The 20,512-nt window shown below is 40.1% G+C and carries 19 protein-coding genes; 16 read left to right on the forward strand and 3 right to left on the reverse strand.

Annotation, left to right across the window (positions count from 1 at the left end):
• Window positions 1-397: 397 nt before the first annotated feature.
• The 3 genes from H4J73_RS15775 to H4J73_RS15785 all read right to left on the reverse strand — a co-directional run bounded on the left by H4J73_RS15775 (window position 398) and on the right by H4J73_RS15785 (window position 5,448).
• Window positions 398-2,296, reverse strand: coding sequence for a bifunctional diguanylate cyclase/phosphodiesterase (locus tag H4J73_RS15775; RefSeq protein ID WP_182177269.1), 1,899 nt, complete (start codon window positions 2,294-2,296; stop codon window positions 398-400).
• The gene (locus H4J73_RS15780; RefSeq protein ID WP_182177270.1) at window positions 2,289-3,419 is read right to left on the reverse strand and encodes an FIST signal transduction protein; all 1,131 of its coding nucleotides are present in this window, start codon (window positions 3,417-3,419) and stop codon (window positions 2,289-2,291) included. The genes H4J73_RS15775 and H4J73_RS15780 overlap by 8 nt, the downstream gene beginning before the upstream one ends.
• 1,570 nt (window positions 3,420-4,989) lie before the next feature.
• On the reverse strand, window positions 4,990-5,448 hold the full coding sequence (locus H4J73_RS15785; protein ID WP_182177271.1) for an SUF system Fe-S cluster assembly regulator: 459 nt from the start codon (window positions 5,446-5,448) through the stop codon (window positions 4,990-4,992).
• Between the two features lie 448 nt (window positions 5,449-5,896).
• On the opposite strand from H4J73_RS15785, the gene sufB reads away from it, so the two are divergent.
• The 16 genes from sufB to moaA all read left to right on the forward strand — a co-directional run bounded on the left by sufB (window position 5,897) and on the right by moaA (window position 20,471).
• Window positions 5,897-7,339, forward strand: coding sequence for a Fe-S cluster assembly protein SufB (sufB, locus tag H4J73_RS15790; RefSeq protein ID WP_182177272.1), 1,443 nt, complete (start codon window positions 5,897-5,899; stop codon window positions 7,337-7,339).
• 91 nt (window positions 7,340-7,430) lie between these two features.
• Window positions 7,431-8,204, forward strand: a complete 774-nt coding sequence (sufC, locus tag H4J73_RS15795) for a Fe-S cluster assembly ATPase SufC (protein ID WP_182177273.1) — start codon at window positions 7,431-7,433, stop codon at window positions 8,202-8,204.
• A 2-nt stretch (window positions 8,205-8,206) separates the two neighbouring features.
• The gene (sufD, locus tag H4J73_RS15800) at window positions 8,207-9,529 is read left to right on the forward strand and encodes a Fe-S cluster assembly protein SufD (RefSeq protein ID WP_182223568.1); all 1,323 of its coding nucleotides are present in this window, start codon (window positions 8,207-8,209) and stop codon (window positions 9,527-9,529) included.
• A gap of 2 nt (window positions 9,530-9,531) precedes the next feature.
• Window positions 9,532-10,779 (forward strand): aminotransferase class V-fold PLP-dependent enzyme, encoded by a 1,248-nt coding sequence (locus H4J73_RS15805; RefSeq protein ID WP_182223569.1) that lies wholly within the window; start codon window positions 9,532-9,534, stop codon window positions 10,777-10,779.
• 30 nt (window positions 10,780-10,809) lie between these two features.
• Window positions 10,810-11,166, forward strand: a complete 357-nt coding sequence (locus H4J73_RS15810) for an iron-sulfur cluster assembly accessory protein (protein WP_182177279.1) — start codon at window positions 10,810-10,812, stop codon at window positions 11,164-11,166.
• A gap of 70 nt (window positions 11,167-11,236) precedes the next feature.
• Complete coding sequence (gene sufT / locus H4J73_RS15815; RefSeq protein ID WP_182177281.1) at window positions 11,237-11,809, forward strand: putative Fe-S cluster assembly protein SufT; 573 nt, start codon at window positions 11,237-11,239, stop codon at window positions 11,807-11,809.
• Window positions 11,809-12,267, forward strand: coding sequence for a SufE family protein (locus H4J73_RS15820; protein WP_182177283.1), 459 nt, complete (start codon window positions 11,809-11,811; stop codon window positions 12,265-12,267). Before sufT ends, H4J73_RS15820 begins: the two co-directional genes overlap by 1 nt.
• An 81-nt stretch (window positions 12,268-12,348) precedes the next feature.
• On the forward strand, window positions 12,349-12,759 hold the full coding sequence (locus H4J73_RS15825) for a glutaredoxin (RefSeq protein ID WP_220460680.1): 411 nt from the start codon (window positions 12,349-12,351) through the stop codon (window positions 12,757-12,759).
• Complete coding sequence (locus H4J73_RS15830) at window positions 12,753-12,863, forward strand: hypothetical protein (RefSeq protein WP_182177285.1); 111 nt, start codon at window positions 12,753-12,755, stop codon at window positions 12,861-12,863. The genes H4J73_RS15825 and H4J73_RS15830 overlap by 7 nt, the downstream gene beginning before the upstream one ends.
• Window positions 12,864-12,923: 60 nt before the next feature.
• On the forward strand, window positions 12,924-13,895 hold the full coding sequence (gene lipA / locus H4J73_RS15835) for a lipoyl synthase (RefSeq protein ID WP_182177287.1): 972 nt from the start codon (window positions 12,924-12,926) through the stop codon (window positions 13,893-13,895).
• Window positions 13,896-13,916: 21 nt separating this feature from the next.
• Window positions 13,917-14,699, forward strand: coding sequence for a ferredoxin--NADP reductase (locus H4J73_RS15840; RefSeq protein WP_182176399.1), 783 nt, complete (start codon window positions 13,917-13,919; stop codon window positions 14,697-14,699).
• Between the two features lie 312 nt (window positions 14,700-15,011).
• On the forward strand, window positions 15,012-15,347 hold the full coding sequence (locus H4J73_RS15845) for a BolA/IbaG family iron-sulfur metabolism protein (protein WP_182177289.1): 336 nt from the start codon (window positions 15,012-15,014) through the stop codon (window positions 15,345-15,347).
• Between the two features lie 347 nt (window positions 15,348-15,694).
• On the forward strand, window positions 15,695-16,927 hold the full coding sequence (locus tag H4J73_RS20840) for a P-loop NTPase (protein ID WP_182177291.1): 1,233 nt from the start codon (window positions 15,695-15,697) through the stop codon (window positions 16,925-16,927).
• A complete protein-coding gene (locus H4J73_RS15855; protein WP_182177293.1) occupies window positions 16,920-17,579 on the forward strand; it encodes a NifU family protein in 660 nt (219 codons plus the stop codon). Before H4J73_RS20840 ends, H4J73_RS15855 begins: the two co-directional genes overlap by 8 nt.
• Window positions 17,576-19,327, forward strand: a complete 1,752-nt coding sequence (locus H4J73_RS15860) for a YdiU family protein (RefSeq protein WP_182177295.1) — start codon at window positions 17,576-17,578, stop codon at window positions 19,325-19,327. Before H4J73_RS15855 ends, H4J73_RS15860 begins: the two co-directional genes overlap by 4 nt.
• Window positions 19,328-19,457: 130 nt before the next feature.
• A complete protein-coding gene (gene moaA, locus H4J73_RS15865) occupies window positions 19,458-20,471 on the forward strand; it encodes a GTP 3',8-cyclase MoaA (RefSeq protein ID WP_404851833.1) in 1,014 nt (337 codons plus the stop codon).
• Window positions 20,472-20,512 lie beyond the last annotated feature (41 nt).

The raw sequence follows: 20,512 nt of genomic DNA on the forward strand, positions 1-20,512 counted from the left end.
TTTTTAATGCCGATAAGTTTATGTATATTTACCATAAATAAAAATCAACCTTAGAATTATCTTAATTATAGTTCAATAAACGTTGTTCACTTTACGCTTTTAATATCTGTTATAAAACGCTATTACCTTTTTATTACGTATTTTTACTGCGGAAAACTTTAAATGACAAATATCAGCTATTTGACTGTTAAAGAAAAGATGATTAAATAAGGCTGAGTCATTTTATCTACGTTATTTAAAAGGGGGAGTATGTTTATACCCCCCTTTCTTGTTTAGTCTTTGCAGCATTTTAGGAAAATTAATTTAATTGATCGGACTTCCCAAATAACGTCGTGTAACGAAAAACTCTGCGTTATCCTTAACTACATGATCGATTTTTATGCACAACTTATCAGGACTATGGCAACATTTTAACAGAAAACTGAAAAAGCATTTCTTCAGTAACCGGTTTGCTCATATGATAACCTTGGCCAATATGGCAACCTTGCTTAGTAAGTAACGCCATTATACTCTCAGATTCAATGCCTTCAGCAACAACCTTAAAGCCAAGGTTAATACCTACATCGATAATACTTTTAACAATCGCTTTAGATTTTTCATCCTTATGCATACCAAGTACAAAGCTCTTATCTATTTTTAAAAAATCTAACTCCATATCACGTAAATAAGCAAATGAAGAGAATCCCGTACCAAAGTCGTCAATGGCTAACTTAATCTTTTTTGACTTTAATTTATCAATTTTTTCCTGCACTGACTTTATATCATTAAAAAAAGTTGATTCTGTTAACTCAAGCTCTATCAATGCTGGGTTGATTTTATACTGATCAATAAATTGAAACACTTGTTCAACGAAAAGCGGATCAGCAAAATCTATTGCTGAAATATTTAATGACATTGGAATGTTAGCTAACGCAGTGTTTTCCCAACTTTTTAATGTTTGGCAAGCTTGGTTTAGTAGCCAATGGGTAATGTCTCGTATTAAACCGTTTTTCTCTGCTATATGTATAAAACAGTCAGGATAAACAAGTTCATTAGGTGTTTTTTGCCAACGAATAAGCGCTTCGACACCACACAAAGAATTATCTTTTAAACACATTTTGGGTTGATAATGCAGTACAAAATTTTCTTCTTTGATCGCTTCACGTAATTGGCCGTCAATCATTACGCTATTAAGGGCAATTTTCTCTAATTTTTTATCAAAAAAGTGGTACGTATTCTTCCCTGATTCTTTGGCTTGGTACATTGCCATATCAGCCTTACGAATAAGTTCTTCCGAGCTAACTGAATCATCAGGCGATAAACTCACCCCGATACTGCACGACATATAGTATTTTTTATCTTTAATATAAAAAGGAACTTTACATAACGCTAAAATGCGTTCATTAATTTGAACGACATGTGAAATATTATTTATGTCTTCTAGGATCACGACAAATTCATCCCCTCCTAAACGACCTAAAATATCACCCGTCTTTAATGCTGATTTTATACGATTTGCAAATTCTATAAGGTACCGATCGCCTTCTTGATGCCCTGCAGTATCATTAATTTTTTTAAAGTCATCTAAATCAATAAATAATAAACCTACCTTTAGGTTATGTCGTTGCCCCATGGCGATGGCATGGTTTAACACATCTAAAATTAATGAACGATTGGGTAAGTCAGTTAATGCGTCATGGTTAGCTCGATACTTTAACAGTGCTTCATTTTTTCTAACATCAGTGATGTCACGACAACACCAAACTCGACCAAAAAAATCACCATCTACAACTTCGGGAACAGAGTAAAACTCGTAAGAACGGTGATCTATGGTCTCAAAGAAGCCATGCACTACCGCTAATTCATTGTCTCTTATTGGCTGAATATCATTAGAAAAACTATCATGATTTACTAATCTTGCCAGAAATAAATCACAGGTAAGTACTTCGCCGTTATTTAAGCGATCAACATCTAAATCCAAAAAATCAATGGCTGCTTGGTTAAGTTTTTCGATGATATTATCAGGACTAAAGCTAAAAATAGCTTCTGTACTTGCATTAAATAAAGCATCTTGCTTAGCAATAAGCTTTTCTGAATGGCGCTGAATGTTTTCATTTTTTGCGAGATTTTCTTTTAAACTGACATTAATTTCATTGAGTTCAATAGAAGACAGCGTTAGTGTTCGCTCCATAAATTCACGTTCGTCTTGCTGTTGGGCAAAAATATCGTCAATACCACTAATAAAGTCTTTAATACTTTTATGATCATCATATTCATGTAAATGTCTTTTTATCAGACGCTTTAGTAACCTATTCATCTGTTTCGCATAGAGTAGTAATGGTCATCGTTTGATTGTGTAATGCACAAGCCTCACTGTTTAACATTGGAGAAAGCTCTCCATAAGAGTAGAAGCCTGTATATGCCCATTTTTCACCCAGAATATCTTTAACAACCTCAACTTCTTCTTCACAGTAATTACCCAAGACTATTCTTCTACCTACGCAACTGATCAGTATGGCTAAGCCATTACTGTAATTAGCGGGTATTCTACTTAACGCATGCTCTGCAGCGATTTCAGCACCATCAATTAAGCTACTAGTATTAGCACGCATTAATTGTACTGTTGCGCCTTCAGGCACATCACCTGCAAACGTCATCGAACCATCTTCTTCATTAATACTCAAAATGGTTCTTGTCATTCTTTTATTATCAATTTTCAAGACTAGAGGGAATAATAAAGCTGAGGCGGGTAAATCATCTGCGTGTGGACCCAAATATCTTTTATATAAAGCTAGAGCAGGAAGGTTATCTAATTCATAAAGCACATTACTTTTTGATTTAGTGATAGTTCTGTCAGGGCCAAACGCATCCCATCCACCTATGCAACCATAGCCCAACGACAACCTCTCACCATAAAAACCCACTAAAACAATTTGGCCTAATTCAGTCGCACTATTATGCCAGACAAGTGTTTCATTAAAGTTGGTGCCATCACCTGCTAAGCCTCCTGTAATCAATATATCTTCAGGTAAAGAAGCCTGTAAAGCATTGACCAGTTCAGTACCATTTATTTGATGCCCATCTGACAATACCATTACATAGCGAAGCCCTTCTTTATCAAGACCATCAGCAAGATTTTTTACCACTTCAAGTACAGAGCTATTAGTAATTGATGCGCTTTGAACGGAGATAAAAGAATGGTCAAATTCGATAGCTGTTAAACATAAGCTGTCGTCATAGATTTTTATTCCTTGAATTTCACCTGCTGTTGTACAACCGATAATATCTGCTTTGGGGTAGTGGCAGCGTATATCTGCCATTATCGCTTCATTTTTAACAAGGTCTCGGTTCCCAAAAAGTAAAACAAGATTCGCTTTTTCAATACTCTCGATGGGACTTTCCCATCTGCCTGAAAGATAAGTGTTTTGATGAAACTTCATGCTACGCCTACTAATTAACTATAAAAACGGGTGATATCACAGTACTACAAACACCGATAAAATGTTTCATACTGACGCGTTAGATGTTGCGCCTAATCATTTGTATAAACTGATATTATTTCATATGACTCCTTTTAACTATAGCAAACAAACTTAATAGGATAATTTTTTATTTTCAGTAAAATTTATTGATACGTTCACCGATATTAAAGGCCTATATAACTTTGGGCGAGTGATTTACTTTTACTGGACTGCAATATGCTTAATATTTAGTTGGTTTTCATTAAATGTTCATGAGGAATTTTTATAAGTTTTAGGGGGTTTATCAGCTTGTAATAGGAAAATATGGATTCTATTCTTGTGACCATCACCATATCATTGGCCATTGCTGATAATAAAGAAGATTTATCATTAGGGATTCCCTATTAAGTGAGCAATGCAGTTTCTTTTAATCTTTTTCATTGCCTATTTATTACTTATTTATGCACCTAAAGATCTCATGGTTTGGTGTGAACTAAACCATTATATTGTTCCATTTTGATCTCCCCCCTGTGAAATAAGTTAGTGTTTTTATAACCACTATTTTAAACTGACACGAAGGGAGAGTCCTATATGATTTCCCGTGGCACTTGAGAATAGAATTCATTTAATTTCTACTTACTTTTTTCTCGAAGGATATTACCGTTAACTACATGAGTGATACCCACTTTATACCCCTGCCAACTCACGACTAAAGTTAACCAACTGAATATTAAATAATTTACTGGCTTATTTAGTATTCATAACGCTTTATCAGTTTTCAAAGCAATCCTAGTTCAGAAGTATATTTTTCCAAAGAGTAAATATAGAGCAGAGCTATCGCCCAATGAAGCTAAACAAGAAAAGCAGAAGGTGCACGAAAATAGGATGACGCTACCAAAAAATACCCGTCAATAACTTGGGCGCAAAAATTCAAATGAGCTTTTAACATCAATATTGAAACCTTTCAGCAATCTGTATGGCGGTTAAAGTTATAGCGAGTAGCGAGGATTCTTTGGCAATCAAAAAGATCCTCTGTTACCTAAATACAAAACATAATGAATTACCCAAATTATTGCCCACACAAAGTAGAACAACGCCTCAGATAAGTCTGTTTGAATAAAAATAATAAACCATCATAAGCAAAAGCAATATTCAAAACTATGTTACACATAGTAGGAGGCGCTTGTTTTAAATTCTAAATAATGTAAAAACAGTTTAATAAGCGATAAATCGCCAATTTACACTCCCCCAAGGATATAAAAGATATATCAATATGGAAAATAGATATCGTCATTTTATTTTTCATTATATTAAGTACTTAGAAAATTAATATAAGAACAATAATCAATAAAATTGCTGATAATGATAGATAAAACTATTGATTGATGAGGTTGGAACGCTCTATAGTTAAAATGTGTAAATATTCTTTTAACCTTAACACAACTGAATTAATGTCTTTATCTAAAGAGCAGGCGAGGCAGCTAATAACACTTATCAATTTGGCGAGCTGGTTTAAAAAATATATTATTGCTTGTCTATTACTGAGCACTTATTCGTTTTGGTCACAGACCTCTATGAATGTTGACTTCAGGCGTTTAACATCCATAGGCTCTTGCCCCATTGCATCCAGTGTTACGTTGTGCAACGCATTGGAAATCAAACGATTAACGATATTCCAATTTCCTTGTAATCCACACGTATCTGCCAATTCACAATCACCGCCATCCGACTTAACACACTCTGTTAATGCAATAGGCCCATCGATGGCTTCAATCACTTCTGCAATCGATATTTGATCAGATTGACTACTGAGTTTATAACCCCCATGAGATCCCCTAACTGATTCCACTAAATTGTTATGGATGAGTGACCGCATCAATTTACGCACGGTAGGTAGAGATAATGTCGTTAACTGACACAATCTGTCTAGTGTAATTAGCTCATCGCGACCACACATTTTTAATACCACCAACAGCGCATAATCGGCCATGCGGCTAATTCTTATCATAAGTATTCTCTTGAAAATTTACTCACCTCATCTGGTCAGTAATTATATTTACTAGTATACCTCAATAGTATTCCTTTTTATTCCTTAAACCACTCAGTAAATTAGATAAACGCTAAGATACTTCTGAAATAAAACTAAAAAATGGACGTTGCAACATTTTCTATAATATATAAAACAAAGGTTAAGCGTTATCTCACCAAGTAAACATCCCACTCTCCCAAACAACAATAAATACTAATTTAGTATTGTATTAAATTTACGTGTAATATAAACTGACATACATTACTAAATCAGTATTCTTTATGGTGTTAGCGTTTCACAAAATACAATCGAGATCATCTACGCGTCTAAATAACCGTTAAAGATAGATCCATGCCAAATTAGTGTTTTTTAGGATTTGGTCTGTAACACCGTACTTTGCAAACCTATAGAAAGAGAGTTAATCATTATGAGCGAAAGCAATGTTATTGATGAGCGTATTAATTCCAGCTATGACGCGGGTTTTATCACCGATGTTGAAATGCAAACATTTGATCCTGGGTTAAATGAAAATGTCATACGAAAAATATCAGCCAAAAAAAATGAACCAGAATACATGTTGGAATGGCGTTTAAAGGCCTACAAACAGTGGCTAGAGATGGAACGTCCAGAATGGGCGCAAGTCAATTACCCTGAAATTGACTTTGAAGCTATTGCCTACTATTCCAGTCCCAAAAGTCAGGATGATGCACCTAAAAGTTTGGCAGAAGTTGACCCTGAACTGCTTCGCACCTACGAAAAATTAGGCATTCCATTGCATGAACAAGAAATGCTGGCTGGTGTCGCCGTTGATATAGTATTTGATAGTGTTTCTATTATTACCACCTTTAAAGAAAAGCTTGCTGAGTCTGGCGTGATTTTCTGTTCACTGTCAGAAGCAATCATCGAACATCCTGAATTAATTAAAAAATACCTGGGCTCTGTGGTGCCCGTTAAAGATAATTATTATGCCGCTTTAAACTGTTCGGTATTTAGTGACGGTTCGTTTGTTTATATACCTAAGGGGGTTAGGTGTCCGATGGAGTTGTCGACCTACTTCCGGATTAATGAGATGAACACGGGTCAGTTTGAACGTACCTTGATTATTGCTGATGAAGGTAGCTATGTGAGCTATCTTGAAGGTTGTACAGCCCCATCACGAGACGAAAATCAGCTGCACGGAGCAGTGGTTGAGTTAGTCGCACTAGAAGGCGCGCAAATTAAATATTCTACTGTTCAAAACTGGTATCCCGGGGATGAAAACGGTAAAGGAGGTATCTATAATTTTGTCACCAAACGCGGTATCTGCCATACCAACGCAAAAATATCATGGACTCAAGTAGAAACAGGCTCCGCCATCACATGGAAGTACCCGAGCGTAATATTAATGGGCGATAACAGTGTGGGTGAGTTTTATTCTGTGGCCTTAACCCGAAACGCACAACAAGCGGATACTGGGACCAAGATGATCCATCTAGGTCGTAATACTCGCAGTACTATTATTTCAAAAGGCATTTCAGCGGGCAAAGGATCTAATACCTATCGAGGATTAGTCAATATATCACCAAAAGCAGAAGGTGCACGTAATTTCACCCAATGTGATTCACTCTTAATCGGTGATAAATGTGCTGCACATACCTTCCCCTATATTGTTAGCAAAAATCCAAGTGCGATTGTCGAACATGAAGCGACAACATCAAAAGTCAGTGAGGATCAGTTATTCCTATGCCAACAACGCGGTATCGATCCTGAAAAAGCGGTATCCATGATTGTTAATGGTTTTTGTAAATCAGTTTTCAAAGAGTTGCCAATGGAGTTTGCTGTTGAAGCGGGGAAACTATTAGAGATCAGCTTAGAAGGTGCCGTTGGATAATGCGCGTCGAAGGATCAAAAAATTCATGAAACAGACATCAGTCGTATTACCACACTGATAAAACTTGATTAAAAGATAATAAGGTCAATAGATGCTAAACGTTAAAAATTTAAAAGCCAAGATTGATGGAAAAGAGATCCTCAAAGGGTTAAATATTGAGGTTAAACCTGGTGAAGTTCACGCCATTATGGGACCTAATGGGAGCGGAAAAAGCACGCTATCCAATGTACTAGCAGGTCGTGATAACTATGATGCGACCGATGGCACCGTCATGTTTGAAGGCAAAGACTTATTAACACTTTTGCCTGAAGACCGTGCACGGGAAGGTATTTTCCTTGCCTTTCAGTACCCGGTTGAAATCCCGGGAGTCAGTAACCTTGAGTTTTTAAAAACATCCCTTGAGTGTCTCCATACATATCAAAAAAAGCCTCTTTTGAGTGCGGTAGAGTTTATGAAGCTGGCGCGTGAGAAATGTCGACTGGTTGATTTAGATACTGGCTTTTTAAAGCGTGGTGTGAATGAAGGTTTTTCAGGTGGTGAGAAAAAACGCAATGAAATTATGCAGATGCTGATGTTAGAGCCAAAGTTATGCCTACTTGATGAAACCGATTCAGGTTTAGATATCGATGCACTTAAAGTAGTGGCTGATGGGATCAATCAGTTACGCAGTCCCGATCGTTCCTTTATCTTGATCACTCATTACCAACGATTATTAGATTACGTGCAACCTGATTTTGTACATGTATTGGCCGACGGAAAAATCATTAAATCTGGTGGAAGTGAGCTGGCGTTAGAGTTAGAAGAAAAAGGCTACAGTTGGTTAGAAAGTGGAACTGAGCAATCAGCAAATCCACTTAAGGTTTAACCATGAATAATCTACAGCAAATAACGACTGACTTTAGCAACGAGCATACCTCTCAAAAAAATCTGTGGTTACAAGGTATTCGTGATGCGGCAAGTGAACGCTTAAAAGCGCTGCAATTACCAACCCAAAAAACCGAAGATTGGAAATATCTTAAACTTGAAGAATTGTTAGCTGATGAGCAACTTGACGTACAAAGTATGCAAGTACGCAATTCAAAAAGTGACGACGACATTGATGAATTACTTTCGCAGTCTTTAATAAAGGACCTTAATGCGTATCGTTTAGTTTTTGTCAACGGTGTGTTTGTGAATGGATTATCACACCTTGATAGTAACCCTTACAGCACTTTATTCTCTGAGGCTAATACTGCTCAGCAGCAACTCATTGTTGATCATTTAGATACCAGTCATAACTACTACCACGACTATTTTTCTAGCCTGAACAGTGCGCAACTTGAAGATGGTTTACTTATCCATATCCCAGAGCATTGTGAGGTCGACAAGCCCTTTTACATCGTAAATCTGACACAAGGTGATCAGCCAAAAACAAACATGATGCGATTATTAATTATTGCTGAAACCGGCAGTAAAGCGACAATAATCGAGCATGAAGACGCACCACTCAAACACACGTCAATGGTTAATACTGTGATTGAATGTTTTGTAAATGACAAGGCGCATATCACCCATAGCCGACTGCAACTTGATGAGAGTGTCACGAGCATATGCAATCATCGTGTAAAACAAGGGCATCATAGCACTTATCAACAACATCAAATTAGCCTTGCCTCTAAATTGAAACGTAATGATCTTACGGTGTCCTTGCAGGGAGAGTATGCGAGTAATGATATTCGAGGCAGTTTTTACGGTCGCCATCAACAAACCATTGATAACCATATTTGTATGCAACATATCGCGCCAAATTGTAGCAGCAATGAAGTATTTCGAGGTTTAGTGGATGACCAAGCTAATGCTGTCTTCAATGGCCGCATTCATATTCATCCAAACGCTCAAAAAACATTGGCCGAGCTCAGTAACAAAAACTTATTACTTTCAAGCACTGCCACCATCAATACTAAACCTGAACTAGAGATTTATGCTGATGATGTGAGATGTTCACACGGTGCCACAGTGGGTCAAATCAATAGTGAAGCATTATTTTATTTACAATCTAGGGGTATTCCAAGGGTCGAAGCTAAACGTCTATTGAGCCTGGCTTTTATTGCCGAAATAGTCGAACAACTACCACACAATAGTGTGCGAGAGTTTGTTACACAGCGTTCATCTAGCTTACTTTCCTCATTACACCACGAAGGAGAAAGATAACGATGTCTTCTATAGATGCCGTTGAGCAAGACAATACGTTTAATATTGCAAAAGTTCGGCAAGATTTCCCCATATTAGATCAAAAAGTTAAAGGTAAACCTTTAATCTATTTGGATAACGCGGCAACCACTCAAAAGCCACAGATTGTCATCGATGCTATTAATCAATTTTATAATACGAATAACGCCAATGTGCATCGAGGTGCCCACACGCTAAGTGATAATGCCACTGAGCTGTTTGAAAATGCACGCAGTAGCGTGCAAGGCTTTATTCATGCAAAGCATGCTCATGAAATAGTGTGGACAAGGGGTACAACTGAAGCGATCAATACAATTGCCAGTGGATTAGCGCAAAGCTTTTTAAAGCCGGGTGATGAAATTATTATTTCAGCAATGGAGCACCATGCCAACATTGTGCCTTGGCAAGTGGCAGCACAGCAAAGCGGTGCCAAACTTGTGGTGGCGCCGATAAATGAGAAAGGCGAGCTGAATTTTTCAATTTATAAGACGTTACTCAATAAAAATACTGCGGTTGTTGCGATGACACATGTCTCCAACACGCTTGGTACGATAAATCAGGTTAAAGAAATCGTGCAATCTGCACAGCAAGTTAATGCCATAACAGTGATAGATGGCGCTCAAGCCATTGGTCATGGTTTTGTTGATGTCCAGGACCTGAATTGTGATTTTTACGTCTTCTCAGGGCATAAGTTATTTGGCCCTACGGGTATTGGTGTTTTGTATGGTAAAGAAGCTCATTTAGAGCAATTACCCCCGTTTCAAACCGGCGGAGAGATGATAAAAACGGTCACATTTCAACAGTCAACTTGGAATGAATTACCCTATAAATTTGAAGCTGGCACACCGAATATTGCGGGTGCAATAGGACTCGCAGCAGCTATCGATTACGTAAACAGCATTGACCGAGTTGGCGCTATAGCACACGAACAGCGGTTGACTAATTATTGCTCAGCGTTAGCCAATAGTATGGATGATATTCGTATTTATGGCACGGCAGAAAATAAAACGGCTATTTTTTCTTTTCTCATAGGAGATACGCATCCAAGTGATGTAGGTACTTTACTCAATCAACAAGGTATTGCTGTTCGAACAGGTCATCACTGTACGATGCCGTTAATGAATGAACTGGGCATTTCGGGTACGGTACGCGCATCATTTTCTATGTATAACACCGAAGAAGAAGTGGCAAAGTTATTTGCTGCATTGACTAAATTGAGAACATTCCTTTAACGAAAGATTGACATTAACAAGGGTAATATTATGACTGTAATGACGTTTGAACCAAATAAGCCACGTGTGTCTTTAAGTGATAGTGCTCGTGTTTTTTTGTCTCAAAAAATAAAAAAAAAGCAGGCAGTTGGATTGTGTTTTTCAGTAACGAAAAGTGGCTGCAATGGTTTTAAATATGTGTTGGATTTTATTGACAAACCCAGCACGGAAGAACATTTAGTCACCATTAATGACGATGAACTAAAACTCTACATCACTCAAGAAGCCTTACCCTTTGTTAATGGTACTGAAATTGATTGTGTTACTGAGGGATTGAACAAAGTGATTAAGTTTATTAATCCGAACAGCTCAGCAGAATGTGGTTGTGGTGAAAGCTTTTCAGTCTAATTATTCACTCAAAAAAATTGAAGAATACTGATAAGTCGTTAATAAATAATGGGGCATACAGAAGCATATTATGGAAAGAAAAATAATTTTAGTGAACAGAGAATGTCCCGCACGATTAGTGCCCGACGGAACGCCTATCACCATTAAAAAAGATACCTTTGTCACCCTAACTCAATCATTAGGTGGAGCATATACCGTGCTGATTAACGGTAATATGGCACGCGTTGACGGTACTGATGGTGATGCGCTCGGCTTTGAACCTATTGTCTTGGTCTTTGAGTTGTCAGAAGAGAAATCAGGCGATGACTCGGATGATCAATCAGGGAATAACTCTGATAATAACACCGTGCTGGAAAGCAATGTCTGGAAGGCAATATCTGCTGTTTACGATCCAGAAATGCCAGTCAATATTGTTGATTTAGGTTTGATCTATGACTGTAAAATAGATGGTCATACCGTCGTCATTACCATGACATTAACCGCGCCAGCTTGTGGTATGGGACCCGTATTGGTCGAGGATGTAAAATACAAAGTTGGGCTAGTGCCTAATGTCGATACAGTAAACGTGATTCTAGTGCTTGACCCACCATGGAGTCGTGAAATGATGACGGAAGAGGCTCAATTAGAGCTAGGGTTATTCTGATGACTAAATTATCTATTGCTCGCTTATCAGAAAGTCCTTTTGGTAGTAAAATCAAGTCGGGAGATATCAAAGACACGCTAAGTTTCTTTGATGATTGGGAAGATCGTTACCGTTATATCATCGACCTTGGCAAAGAGCTTCCTACCGTACCCGTATCCTATCGAACAGACGAAAATCTTATCGTTGGTTGTCAAAGTCAGGTATGGCTAATATGCGAATATGATGAAATAAATAATATGTTGTTGATGGCTGTCGATAGCGAAGCTCAAATTGTTAAAGGATTAGCGGCAATTGTCCTCAGTGCCTTTAATAAAAGCACCCCTCAAGCAGTAACCGATTTTAATATCGACGCCTTCTTTACTGACATTGATTTATTCAGTCATTTAAGTTCGATGCGTGGTAATGGTTTACGTGCAATGGTAAAAAAAATATTACACATCGCCAAGCAATATAGTTGAAGCACATTTCAATTAAAACTCAATTAACAAATATATCAATAAGTTAATAATAAAGGTTACGAGGAGTGAGACATCGATATCATGAAAGAAATTGAAGAACATATCGATAATCATGCCGTTGTCATTTTTATGAAGGGTACGTCAGAACAACCCCTATGCGGGTTTTCTGCTATCGCTGTAAAAGCCTTAATTGCTTGCAATAAAAATTTTGTTTCTGTGGATATATTAGCTAATCAAGAAATTCGAGCGGCATTACCCGTCTACGGAGATTGGCCTATTTTCCCTCAAGTTTGGGCTAATGGTCAGTTGATTGGCGACGGCGATATTATCAGCAAACTCAATCAGAATGGCGAGTTAAAAGTCATTATTTCAGCAGCCGTGAAAAGTGCTGCTACAAAGCAGACTAAAGCGAGCACTATACCCGTTCCACTTGAAGATGCAGTTTCAGCCTTTGTGTCGTCACAGCAGAATTTGAGGGAAAAAGCATGTTAGCTAAACATAAGTTGGTACTCTCAGCCATTGCACCTTTAATGTCTGAGAATAATACGCCTTTCCACGCAATTGATAACTTAGAAACACAGCTGCCAACAACATAATCAATAGCGTATATTATAAACGTAGGAGGTCACTTTTTGGCCTCAAGGTCAATCACTATCATGAGTAACATTAAACAATCACTATTGGTCGCTGGCGAAAAACTTCGTGATGCGGATAAGTTGGCTTTTATTCCAGTAAAAATTATTGCGAGTAAAAAAGCAACTACCTTAAAAAAACCTAGTTGGTTAAAAATAAAGATACCGAGTAACACCGCTAAGGTAACAGAAATTAAACAAGCGATGCGTAAGCATAATTTAAACTCAGTGTGTGAAGAAGCGTCATGTCCTAATTTACATGAATGTTTTAACCACGGCACAGCAACTTTTATGATCTTGGGTGCTATTTGTACTCGCCGCTGTCCATTTTGCGATGTCGCGCATGGTAGACCCTTACCAGTGAGTGCAGAAGAGCCAGAAAAGTTAGCCGCAACAATACGTGACATGAAATTAAAGTATGTGGTAATCACTTCGGTCGACAGGGATGATCTTCGCGATGGCGGTGCTCAGCATTTTGTTGACTGTATTAAAGCCATACGTAAAGAAGTACCTCATATAAAAATTGAAATTTTGGTGCCTGACTTTAAAGGTCGAGTAGAACGAGCACTCAACATTTTAAGTCAGGCACCGCCCGATGTGTTTAACCATAACTTAGAGACTGCACCACATATGTATCGTGAAGTTCGTCCGGGGGCAAGTTATAAAAATTCATTGGAATTGTTAAGTCGTTTTAAAGCCATGCATCCACAGGTCGCGACAAAATCAGGATTGATGATGGGGCTTGGCGAGACAAATGATGAAATTTCCGCCGTATTAAACGACTTGCGTAAACATAATGTAGAGATGCTAACGTTAGGGCAATACATGCAACCGAGTAAGCATCATCTTGCGGTTAAACGCTATGTACCTCCAGAAGAGTTTGATGAGCTGGGTATTATCGCTAAAAGGCTTGGTTTTACTCATGCTGCCTGTGGTCCTTTGGTACGTTCAAGTTACCATGCAGATCTTCAAGCCTCGGGTAAAGAAATAAAATAATAAAACTGTCTAGGATAAAACATGAATAAGAAATTTAATCCCGAAAAAGTCATCGATGTTGTTCACTGGAATGATAGCCTGTTTTCTTTTAAGACCACACGCAGCCAAGGACTCCGCTTTAGGAATGGGGAATATATCATTATTGGCTTAGCGCAAGATGATGCTAGGCCGATCTTACGTGCTTATAGCATCGCTAGTGCAAACCATGAAGATTATTTGGAATTTTTCAGCATTAAAGTTGAAGGCGGTGCTTTCACCTCTAAATTACAACATTTAACGATTGGTGATGAAGTTATTATCGGCAGTAAACCAACCGGAACTGTGGTTATTGATGATTTACGCGATGGTCGAAATTTATTGTTAATCGGCACTGGCACAGGGCTAGCTCCCTTTTTAAGTATTATCAAAGATCCCGAAACTTATGAACGTTTTGAAAAGGTTATATTGTTCCATGGCGTAAGATATGCCAATGAATTGGCATATAAAAACATACTCACTGAAGATCTGCCTAATCACGAATATCTGGGTGAAATGATTACTGAGCAGCTCATTTATTATCCATGTGTCACACGAGAGCCTTATAAAAATCAAGGACGAATAACGGATTTGTTGCGAACAGGAAAGTTATCTCTTGACCTTGGTATAGCTAAACTTGACCCAGAGTTTGATCGTGTGATGTTGTGCGGTAGTCCTTCAATGTTAAAAGATACCTGTGCCATTCTAGATGAAAGAGGCTTCAAAGAAAGTCCTAAAAAAGGAATACAAGGCGACTACGTTGTTGAAAGAGCTTTTGTTGAAAAATAACAGCTTTATTCCATTAAAAAATAAGTAGCAAGGGTCTAAATATTATAGGTTGTATTTATCAAATCATCTAAATTTGGTCATATAAAAATGAATAAAAATCAACCAGTAACAGATGTTTTTTATGTCTGTAAAAAGAGTAGTGGTCCATTGCATATTCTCATGCGTCACAATGGAAGTTGAAGTTGAACATCGAACTAACCGATAAAACGATCGAAAATATTATTTGAGTGATGTACTAAACCTAATTCGCAGACCACCACTATCTATTACATAGGGCATAAAAAATCAGGAAAACATGCAGGAAAAAATACAATGAAACCTACGCGCGATAGCTTGTTAGAATGTTTAACTCAGGCCTTTCCCGAAGCTATTATCGAGATTGAGGACGAGAGTGAGTGGCATACTTATCATCTAGATTCTGATCATTATCGAGTAAGAGTGCACGACGCCAAATTTAATGGATTACATCGTATCGCTCGGCATTGGCTTATTTATAACACAGTATCTAACTGGAAGTCAGATCACGTGTATGCACTTAATATTATTCCTATGACGCTAAAGGAAGCCGCACAGGCAAAGGATAATCCGCTCATAGCCGCGCGGCTTGATATCGAGTATGTCACCAATGTGTTTTATATCGATTACTAACCAGTGTGCTCGATTAACTTAATTTTCGCAATAGATGACCTGCCCATTGACCACTGCAGATAATCAAATGTAACTCACACATGATTTGCACACCATTATCGGTAGGAAAGGGGATATTTTAGACAAACCACAGAATTTGGAACACTGAAGAAGCTACTCAGGTAAATCATTACTAAGAGGAATCGTTATGACAACCAAAATTAATTTTTATACGGCTGAACATACGCATGATGGGAGAGATTTTGACAATACCTAATAGGTACAGAAATTGGAATTGGTTATTTTTCTGGCGGAAGAGCTCCCCATTATATACCCCACCATTAGTTGAAAATAGCAGGAATTCAGTCATGGACACTCCTGACCATAATCAACACCAAATATCGAGTGGGTCATCCCTGACTTCCAAAAAACTGCCTGGGATACGTCACATCATTGCTGTCGGTAGCGGTAAGGGTGGCGTTGGAAAATCTACAGTAAGCGTTAATCTGGCGCTCGCGCTAAAACAACTAGGGGCGCGTGTAGGACTCGTAGATGCACATATCCTTGGACCCACTATTCCAGATATGCTGGGTATAAAAACGAATAAACAGCAGCTGATGACACCGGACGGTAAAATGATCCCTGCACAAGCGTACGGTCTGAAAGTGCTGCCAATGGCCATGTTTACTGGAGATGACAACCCGACCGTTTTACGCGGGCCGATGGTAGGAAAATATCTAAAGATGTTCATCAGTGGTGTGCAATGGGGACAACTGGATTATTTGATCCTTGACCTCCCACCGGGCACAGGCGACACTCAATTGACGCTAGCACAGAGTATTCCGTTGTCCGGGGTGGTTATAGTGACAACACCACAGGCGTTGAGCCTCAAGATCGCACGCTTAGGCTTGCAGATGTTCGAGAAGGTTAAGGTCAATATCCTTGGTATTGTAGAGAACATGCACACCTTCACCTCTCCTCACTGCGTCGAAAATACGGGTATCTTCCGTTACGGTGGTGGTGAGCAAATGAGCCAAGAGCTTGGCGTGCCATTTCTGGGTGCCTTACCTATTGATGTTATCACCTGCGCTAATGAAGGTCGCCCAATCGTGGCTGACCAGCCAATGTCTGTTAGCGGCAAGATGTATTCTGCTATCGCCACTACGCTTGTTGATCAGGTTGAAACGGAGATCACAATACCGAATCCCTTTGTATGGCATTGGGACAGTAACGAGGGGACGCCTGGTTGGATTGAAAATGCAGCAAAACCGGTAGGATCGCAAACGAATCCCATTGGTTTTCTCCGTCACGATCTGCGTACTTTATCAATTCTATGGGAGGACGGTCATCGTGATAATTTTGACGTGCGAGATCTGCGTTTAGCCTGTGAGTGTGCCCTCTGTGTCGAGGAGATAAGTGGACGTAAACTGCTTAATCCAAAAAATATTCAATTTGATGTGAGCCCACGAAAAATAACGAGCGTAGGCAACTATGCGATCCAGTTCGATTGGAGCGATGACCATAACAGTGGGATATATACGTTTAAAAATTTACGTACATTAGGTGCGTACACTACAAAAGAGAATATTGAAAATGTCTAATGTGATAATTGCGGAGCAGCCAATCATTATTCGCGCGGAGAAATCACTCACCGATCCAGATATGTGTAAATTTTTTGTTAACCACTCAGTACATACCGGTGGCGTTTTCTTTTTTAGTAGCGCAGAGCGAGCAGCTAAATTACCGCTAGCCAAGCGATTGTTTACACTGCCCGGTGTGAACAACGTGCTTATTGCACAAAGCGTGGTGACGATCTGCAAGAACCCAAACGCCTATTGGTCAGAACTAAAAGCTTCCATCGGCACAACCATCTGCACTCAGTTGTTGACTGGCGTGCCAGCTATCTTGGGGATGTATATTCATACTCGCACACAAGCTAGTATACTAAACGGCACACAAAGAAGATCAGATACAGAGCTGATGACCGTTATTCAGGTACTACTGGACAAGGAAATAAACCGTTCCATTGCTAATCACGCCAGCAAGATATTGATAGGAAAAATCTGTCAAGGAACACTTTACATCAGTATGAGCGATGGTTACCAGGGATGTGCATCTTCTCAAGTAAGACTAAGGCAGGAATTCGAAGTCATGCTTAAAAAGATCGCTCCGGAAATCGAGGAGGTTGTCGATACGACCAACCCCTCAGCGGGAAAACAGCCATTATACCCATGTCATGAGGAGGCCCTATGACCAATCAACTGCCCCTGCAAACTACTCCGACCATAGTTACGCTAGGCGATCTCGCCAAGCTGGCAGACTACTCGCTCATGGATACGCTCAACTGTGATCCTGATGCGAGAGAAAATGGCGTAGACCATAGTCCACGACAAGTATTTACCGGGCACTATGTTCCCGTCAAGCCCACACCTATCCAAGACCCTGAGTACGTTACTCATAGTAAAACCTTTTTCCGTGAACTGGGTTTTTCCGACAGCATGGCGCAGTCGGCTGACTTCGTTCGACTGTTCTCTGGCGACCTAACAGAGGTTCCAGCGCCGCTGCGCAAGGTTGGTTGGGCTACAGGCTATGCATTGTCTATTTACGGTAGCGAATACTATCAACAGTGCCCTTTCCAAACGGGTAACGGCTACGGAGACGGTCGCGCAATGTCTGTGCTTGAGGCTGTCATTAACGGTCAACGCTGGGAAATGCAACTAAAAGGCGGAGGACGTACACCTTACTGCCGTGGCGCTGATGGTCGCGCCGTGCTGCGCTCAAGTGTGCGCGAGTTTTTAGCACAAGAGCACATGCACGCGCTTGGAGTAGCCTCGTCGCGGTCGCTTAGCTTATACGTGTCGAAAACAGAGCAGGTTAATCGACCGTGGTACGCTGAAGGCTCACGTTCACAGGATCCCGATAGGCTTATATCTGAGGCGGTCGCCATTTCTACGCGCGTCGCACCATCATTTATTCGGGTGGGTCAGCTAGAACTGTTCAGTCGCCGTGTTCACAAGCAGGAACACCCTCAAGCAATGGCAGAGCTTGAGGTGATTGTACTGCACTTGATCGATCGTGAGTACAGCGACATCATTGACAATATACTTTCCATGGCTGAAAAAGTGGTGCTGCTCGCGCGCGCGTTCCGCAACCGTTTGACTTCACTGGTAGCCAACTGGATCCGTGTCGGTTATTGTCAAGGCAACTTCAACAGTGACAACTGCGCGGCTGGAGGCTTTACACTCGATTATGGCCCCTTCGGGTTTTGCGATGTATTCAACCCGCAATATCAACCATGGACAGGAGGCGGTCATCACTTTTCGTTTATGAATCAGCCTGTGGCAGCAGAACGAAATTTCAACATGTTTTGTAAAGCGTTGCAGCCACTAGTGGCATCACATCAGGATGCTATAAAAAATCTCGACGAGATTCGAACGGGTTTTACAACCGTAATGCAAGAAAAAATGGAAAAAATGTGGGCTGAAAAACTTGGGCTGCATACATTTAATGCGGAATTATTGCGCGAACTCGAAACACTGATGGCGCAAACTGCAGTTGATTACACCATTTTCTTCCGAGAACTATCAACGGTGCCTAGCGATATTGGCCCACTCAAAAAAAGCTTCTACAAAAACGCGACGTATAATGCAGATCCCGAAGGGATGGACAATCGTTGGTCAGCGTGGCTCACAACATGGAAATCTCTTAACGCCAATTCGACCGACCCTAGCACTACCGAAGTAAATAGTGCCCGTTCTCCAGTTGAGCTCTCTAGGCAGATGAAACTCGTGAATCCAAAATATAATTTGAGAGAGTGGTTCGTTGTGCCTGCGTATCAGCAAGCGAGCATAGGGAATTACTCTCTAGTGCGAGAATTGCAGGAAGTCATGACGCAGCCATATGCCGAGCAATCAATTGATATGGAAGAAAAATACTATCGGCTTAAGCCACTTGAATTCTTCGAAACCGGTGGGTTATCCCATTATAGCTGCTCGTCATGACTTATCGCTTAATGATCAATTTATCTATATCGAGTGCCCCATGAGCATAAACATAATCCCTACTATTGACCTGCTTTACGCTGGCCAAGTACCGCTAATTCCCGCGTACGCGCCTGCCCCCAATGGTCAGATGTCAGATACACGCGGAAGGCTCTTGGGCGATCTACGCATTTCAGTAACCGACCGATGTAACTTCCGCTGCACTTATTGTATGCCCAAGGAAGTCTTTGGAAAAGGCTACCAATACCTGCCACAATCCGAACTATTGAGTTTCGATGAGATCACGCGCATGGCGCGACTGTTTGTTGCACACGGTGTTACAAAAATTCGTCTTACAGGTGGCGAACCCCTACTACGTAAAAACCTCGAGGTGTTGGTTAAAATGCTGGCCGCCTTAAAAACACCAGACGACAAGCCACTTGATATCGCGCTTACTACCAATGCCACGTTATTACCCAAGAAAGTAAAAGCGCTTAAAGCCGCAGGCCTTAATCGGATTACCGTTTCGCTCGACTCTCTTGATGAGGTGACATTCCGGGCTATGAACGACGTTAACTTCCCTGTAGCCGATGTATTAAAGGGGATCGATGCGGCACATGGCGCTGGTTTTAGCGCCATTAAAATTAACATGGTGGTTAAGAAGGGTGTTAATGATCAAGATGTCGTTGCTATGGCGCGGCATTTCAAAGGCAGCGGACATATTGTCCGCTTTATCGAATTCATGGATGTGGGTTCTTCTAATGGTTGGCGCATGAAGGATGTTATTTCTTCGGCTGAGATTGTACGCATGGTCAATGCTGATATGCCGCTTGTCCAAGCACAGTCCAACTACAGCGGTGAAGTTGCCAAACGTTGGAATTATGCCGATGGTAGCGGCGAAATTGGGGTTATATCCAGTGTAACGCAAGCCTTCTGTTCTACCTGCACACGCACCCGACTTTCAACTGATGGCAAATTGTACACTTGCCTATTCGCGCAGTCTGGTCATGATCTACGAGCACTTATGCGTTCAGGTAAAAGCGATATGCAAATTACCCGTGCCATAGGGTTAATTTGGAATCAGCGTGAGGATCGCTATTCACAACTTCGAACAGAAGAAACGACAGGCAGAAAAAAAGTGGAGATGTCGTATATCGGTGGCTGATATTTTCAGCCATAACGACACTTTAAAACCATGTAAATTTT

The sequence above is a fragment of the Colwellia sp. MB3u-41 genome, from assembly GCF_014076845.1.
Lineage (GTDB): Bacteria > Pseudomonadota > Gammaproteobacteria > Enterobacterales > Alteromonadaceae > Colwellia_A.

Excerpts from the sequence above, each read along its gene's own strand:
- sufC (WP_182177273.1), top strand. The coding sequence starts at position 7,431 with ATGCTAAACGTTAAAAATTTAAAAGCCAAGATTGATGGAAAAGAGATC.
- lipA (WP_182177287.1), top strand. The coding sequence starts at position 12,924 with ATGAGTAACATTAAACAATCACTATTGGTCGCTGGCGAAAAACTTCGT.
- moaA (WP_404851833.1), top strand. The coding sequence starts at position 19,458 with ATGTCAGATACACGCGGAAGGCTCTTGGGCGATCTACGCATTTCAGTA.
- H4J73_RS15785 (WP_182177271.1), bottom strand. The coding sequence starts at position 5,448 with ATGATAAGAATTAGCCGCATGGCCGATTATGCGCTGTTGGTGGTATTA.
- sufD (WP_182223568.1), top strand. The coding sequence starts at position 8,207 with ATGAATAATCTACAGCAAATAACGACTGACTTTAGCAACGAGCATACC.
- H4J73_RS15775 (WP_182177269.1), bottom strand. The coding sequence starts at position 2,296 with ATGAATAGGTTACTAAAGCGTCTGATAAAAAGACATTTACATGAATAT.
- H4J73_RS15820 (WP_182177283.1), top strand. The coding sequence starts at position 11,809 with ATGACTAAATTATCTATTGCTCGCTTATCAGAAAGTCCTTTTGGTAGT.
- H4J73_RS15855 (WP_182177293.1), top strand. The coding sequence starts at position 16,920 with ATGTCTAATGTGATAATTGCGGAGCAGCCAATCATTATTCGCGCGGAG.
- sufB (WP_182177272.1), top strand. The coding sequence starts at position 5,897 with ATGAGCGAAAGCAATGTTATTGATGAGCGTATTAATTCCAGCTATGAC.
- H4J73_RS15830 (WP_182177285.1), top strand. The coding sequence starts at position 12,753 with ATGTTAGCTAAACATAAGTTGGTACTCTCAGCCATTGCACCTTTAATG.
- sufT (WP_182177281.1), top strand. The coding sequence starts at position 11,237 with ATGGAAAGAAAAATAATTTTAGTGAACAGAGAATGTCCCGCACGATTA.
- H4J73_RS15780 (WP_182177270.1), bottom strand. The coding sequence starts at position 3,419 with ATGAAGTTTCATCAAAACACTTATCTTTCAGGCAGATGGGAAAGTCCC.
- H4J73_RS15845 (WP_182177289.1), top strand. The coding sequence starts at position 15,012 with ATGAAACCTACGCGCGATAGCTTGTTAGAATGTTTAACTCAGGCCTTT.
- H4J73_RS15810 (WP_182177279.1), top strand. The coding sequence starts at position 10,810 with ATGACTGTAATGACGTTTGAACCAAATAAGCCACGTGTGTCTTTAAGT.
- H4J73_RS15860 (WP_182177295.1), top strand. The coding sequence starts at position 17,576 with ATGACCAATCAACTGCCCCTGCAAACTACTCCGACCATAGTTACGCTA.
- H4J73_RS20840 (WP_182177291.1), top strand. The coding sequence starts at position 15,695 with ATGGACACTCCTGACCATAATCAACACCAAATATCGAGTGGGTCATCC.
- H4J73_RS15805 (WP_182223569.1), top strand. The coding sequence starts at position 9,532 with ATGTCTTCTATAGATGCCGTTGAGCAAGACAATACGTTTAATATTGCA.
- H4J73_RS15840 (WP_182176399.1), top strand. The coding sequence starts at position 13,917 with ATGAATAAGAAATTTAATCCCGAAAAAGTCATCGATGTTGTTCACTGG.
- H4J73_RS15825 (WP_220460680.1), top strand. The coding sequence starts at position 12,349 with ATGAAAGAAATTGAAGAACATATCGATAATCATGCCGTTGTCATTTTT.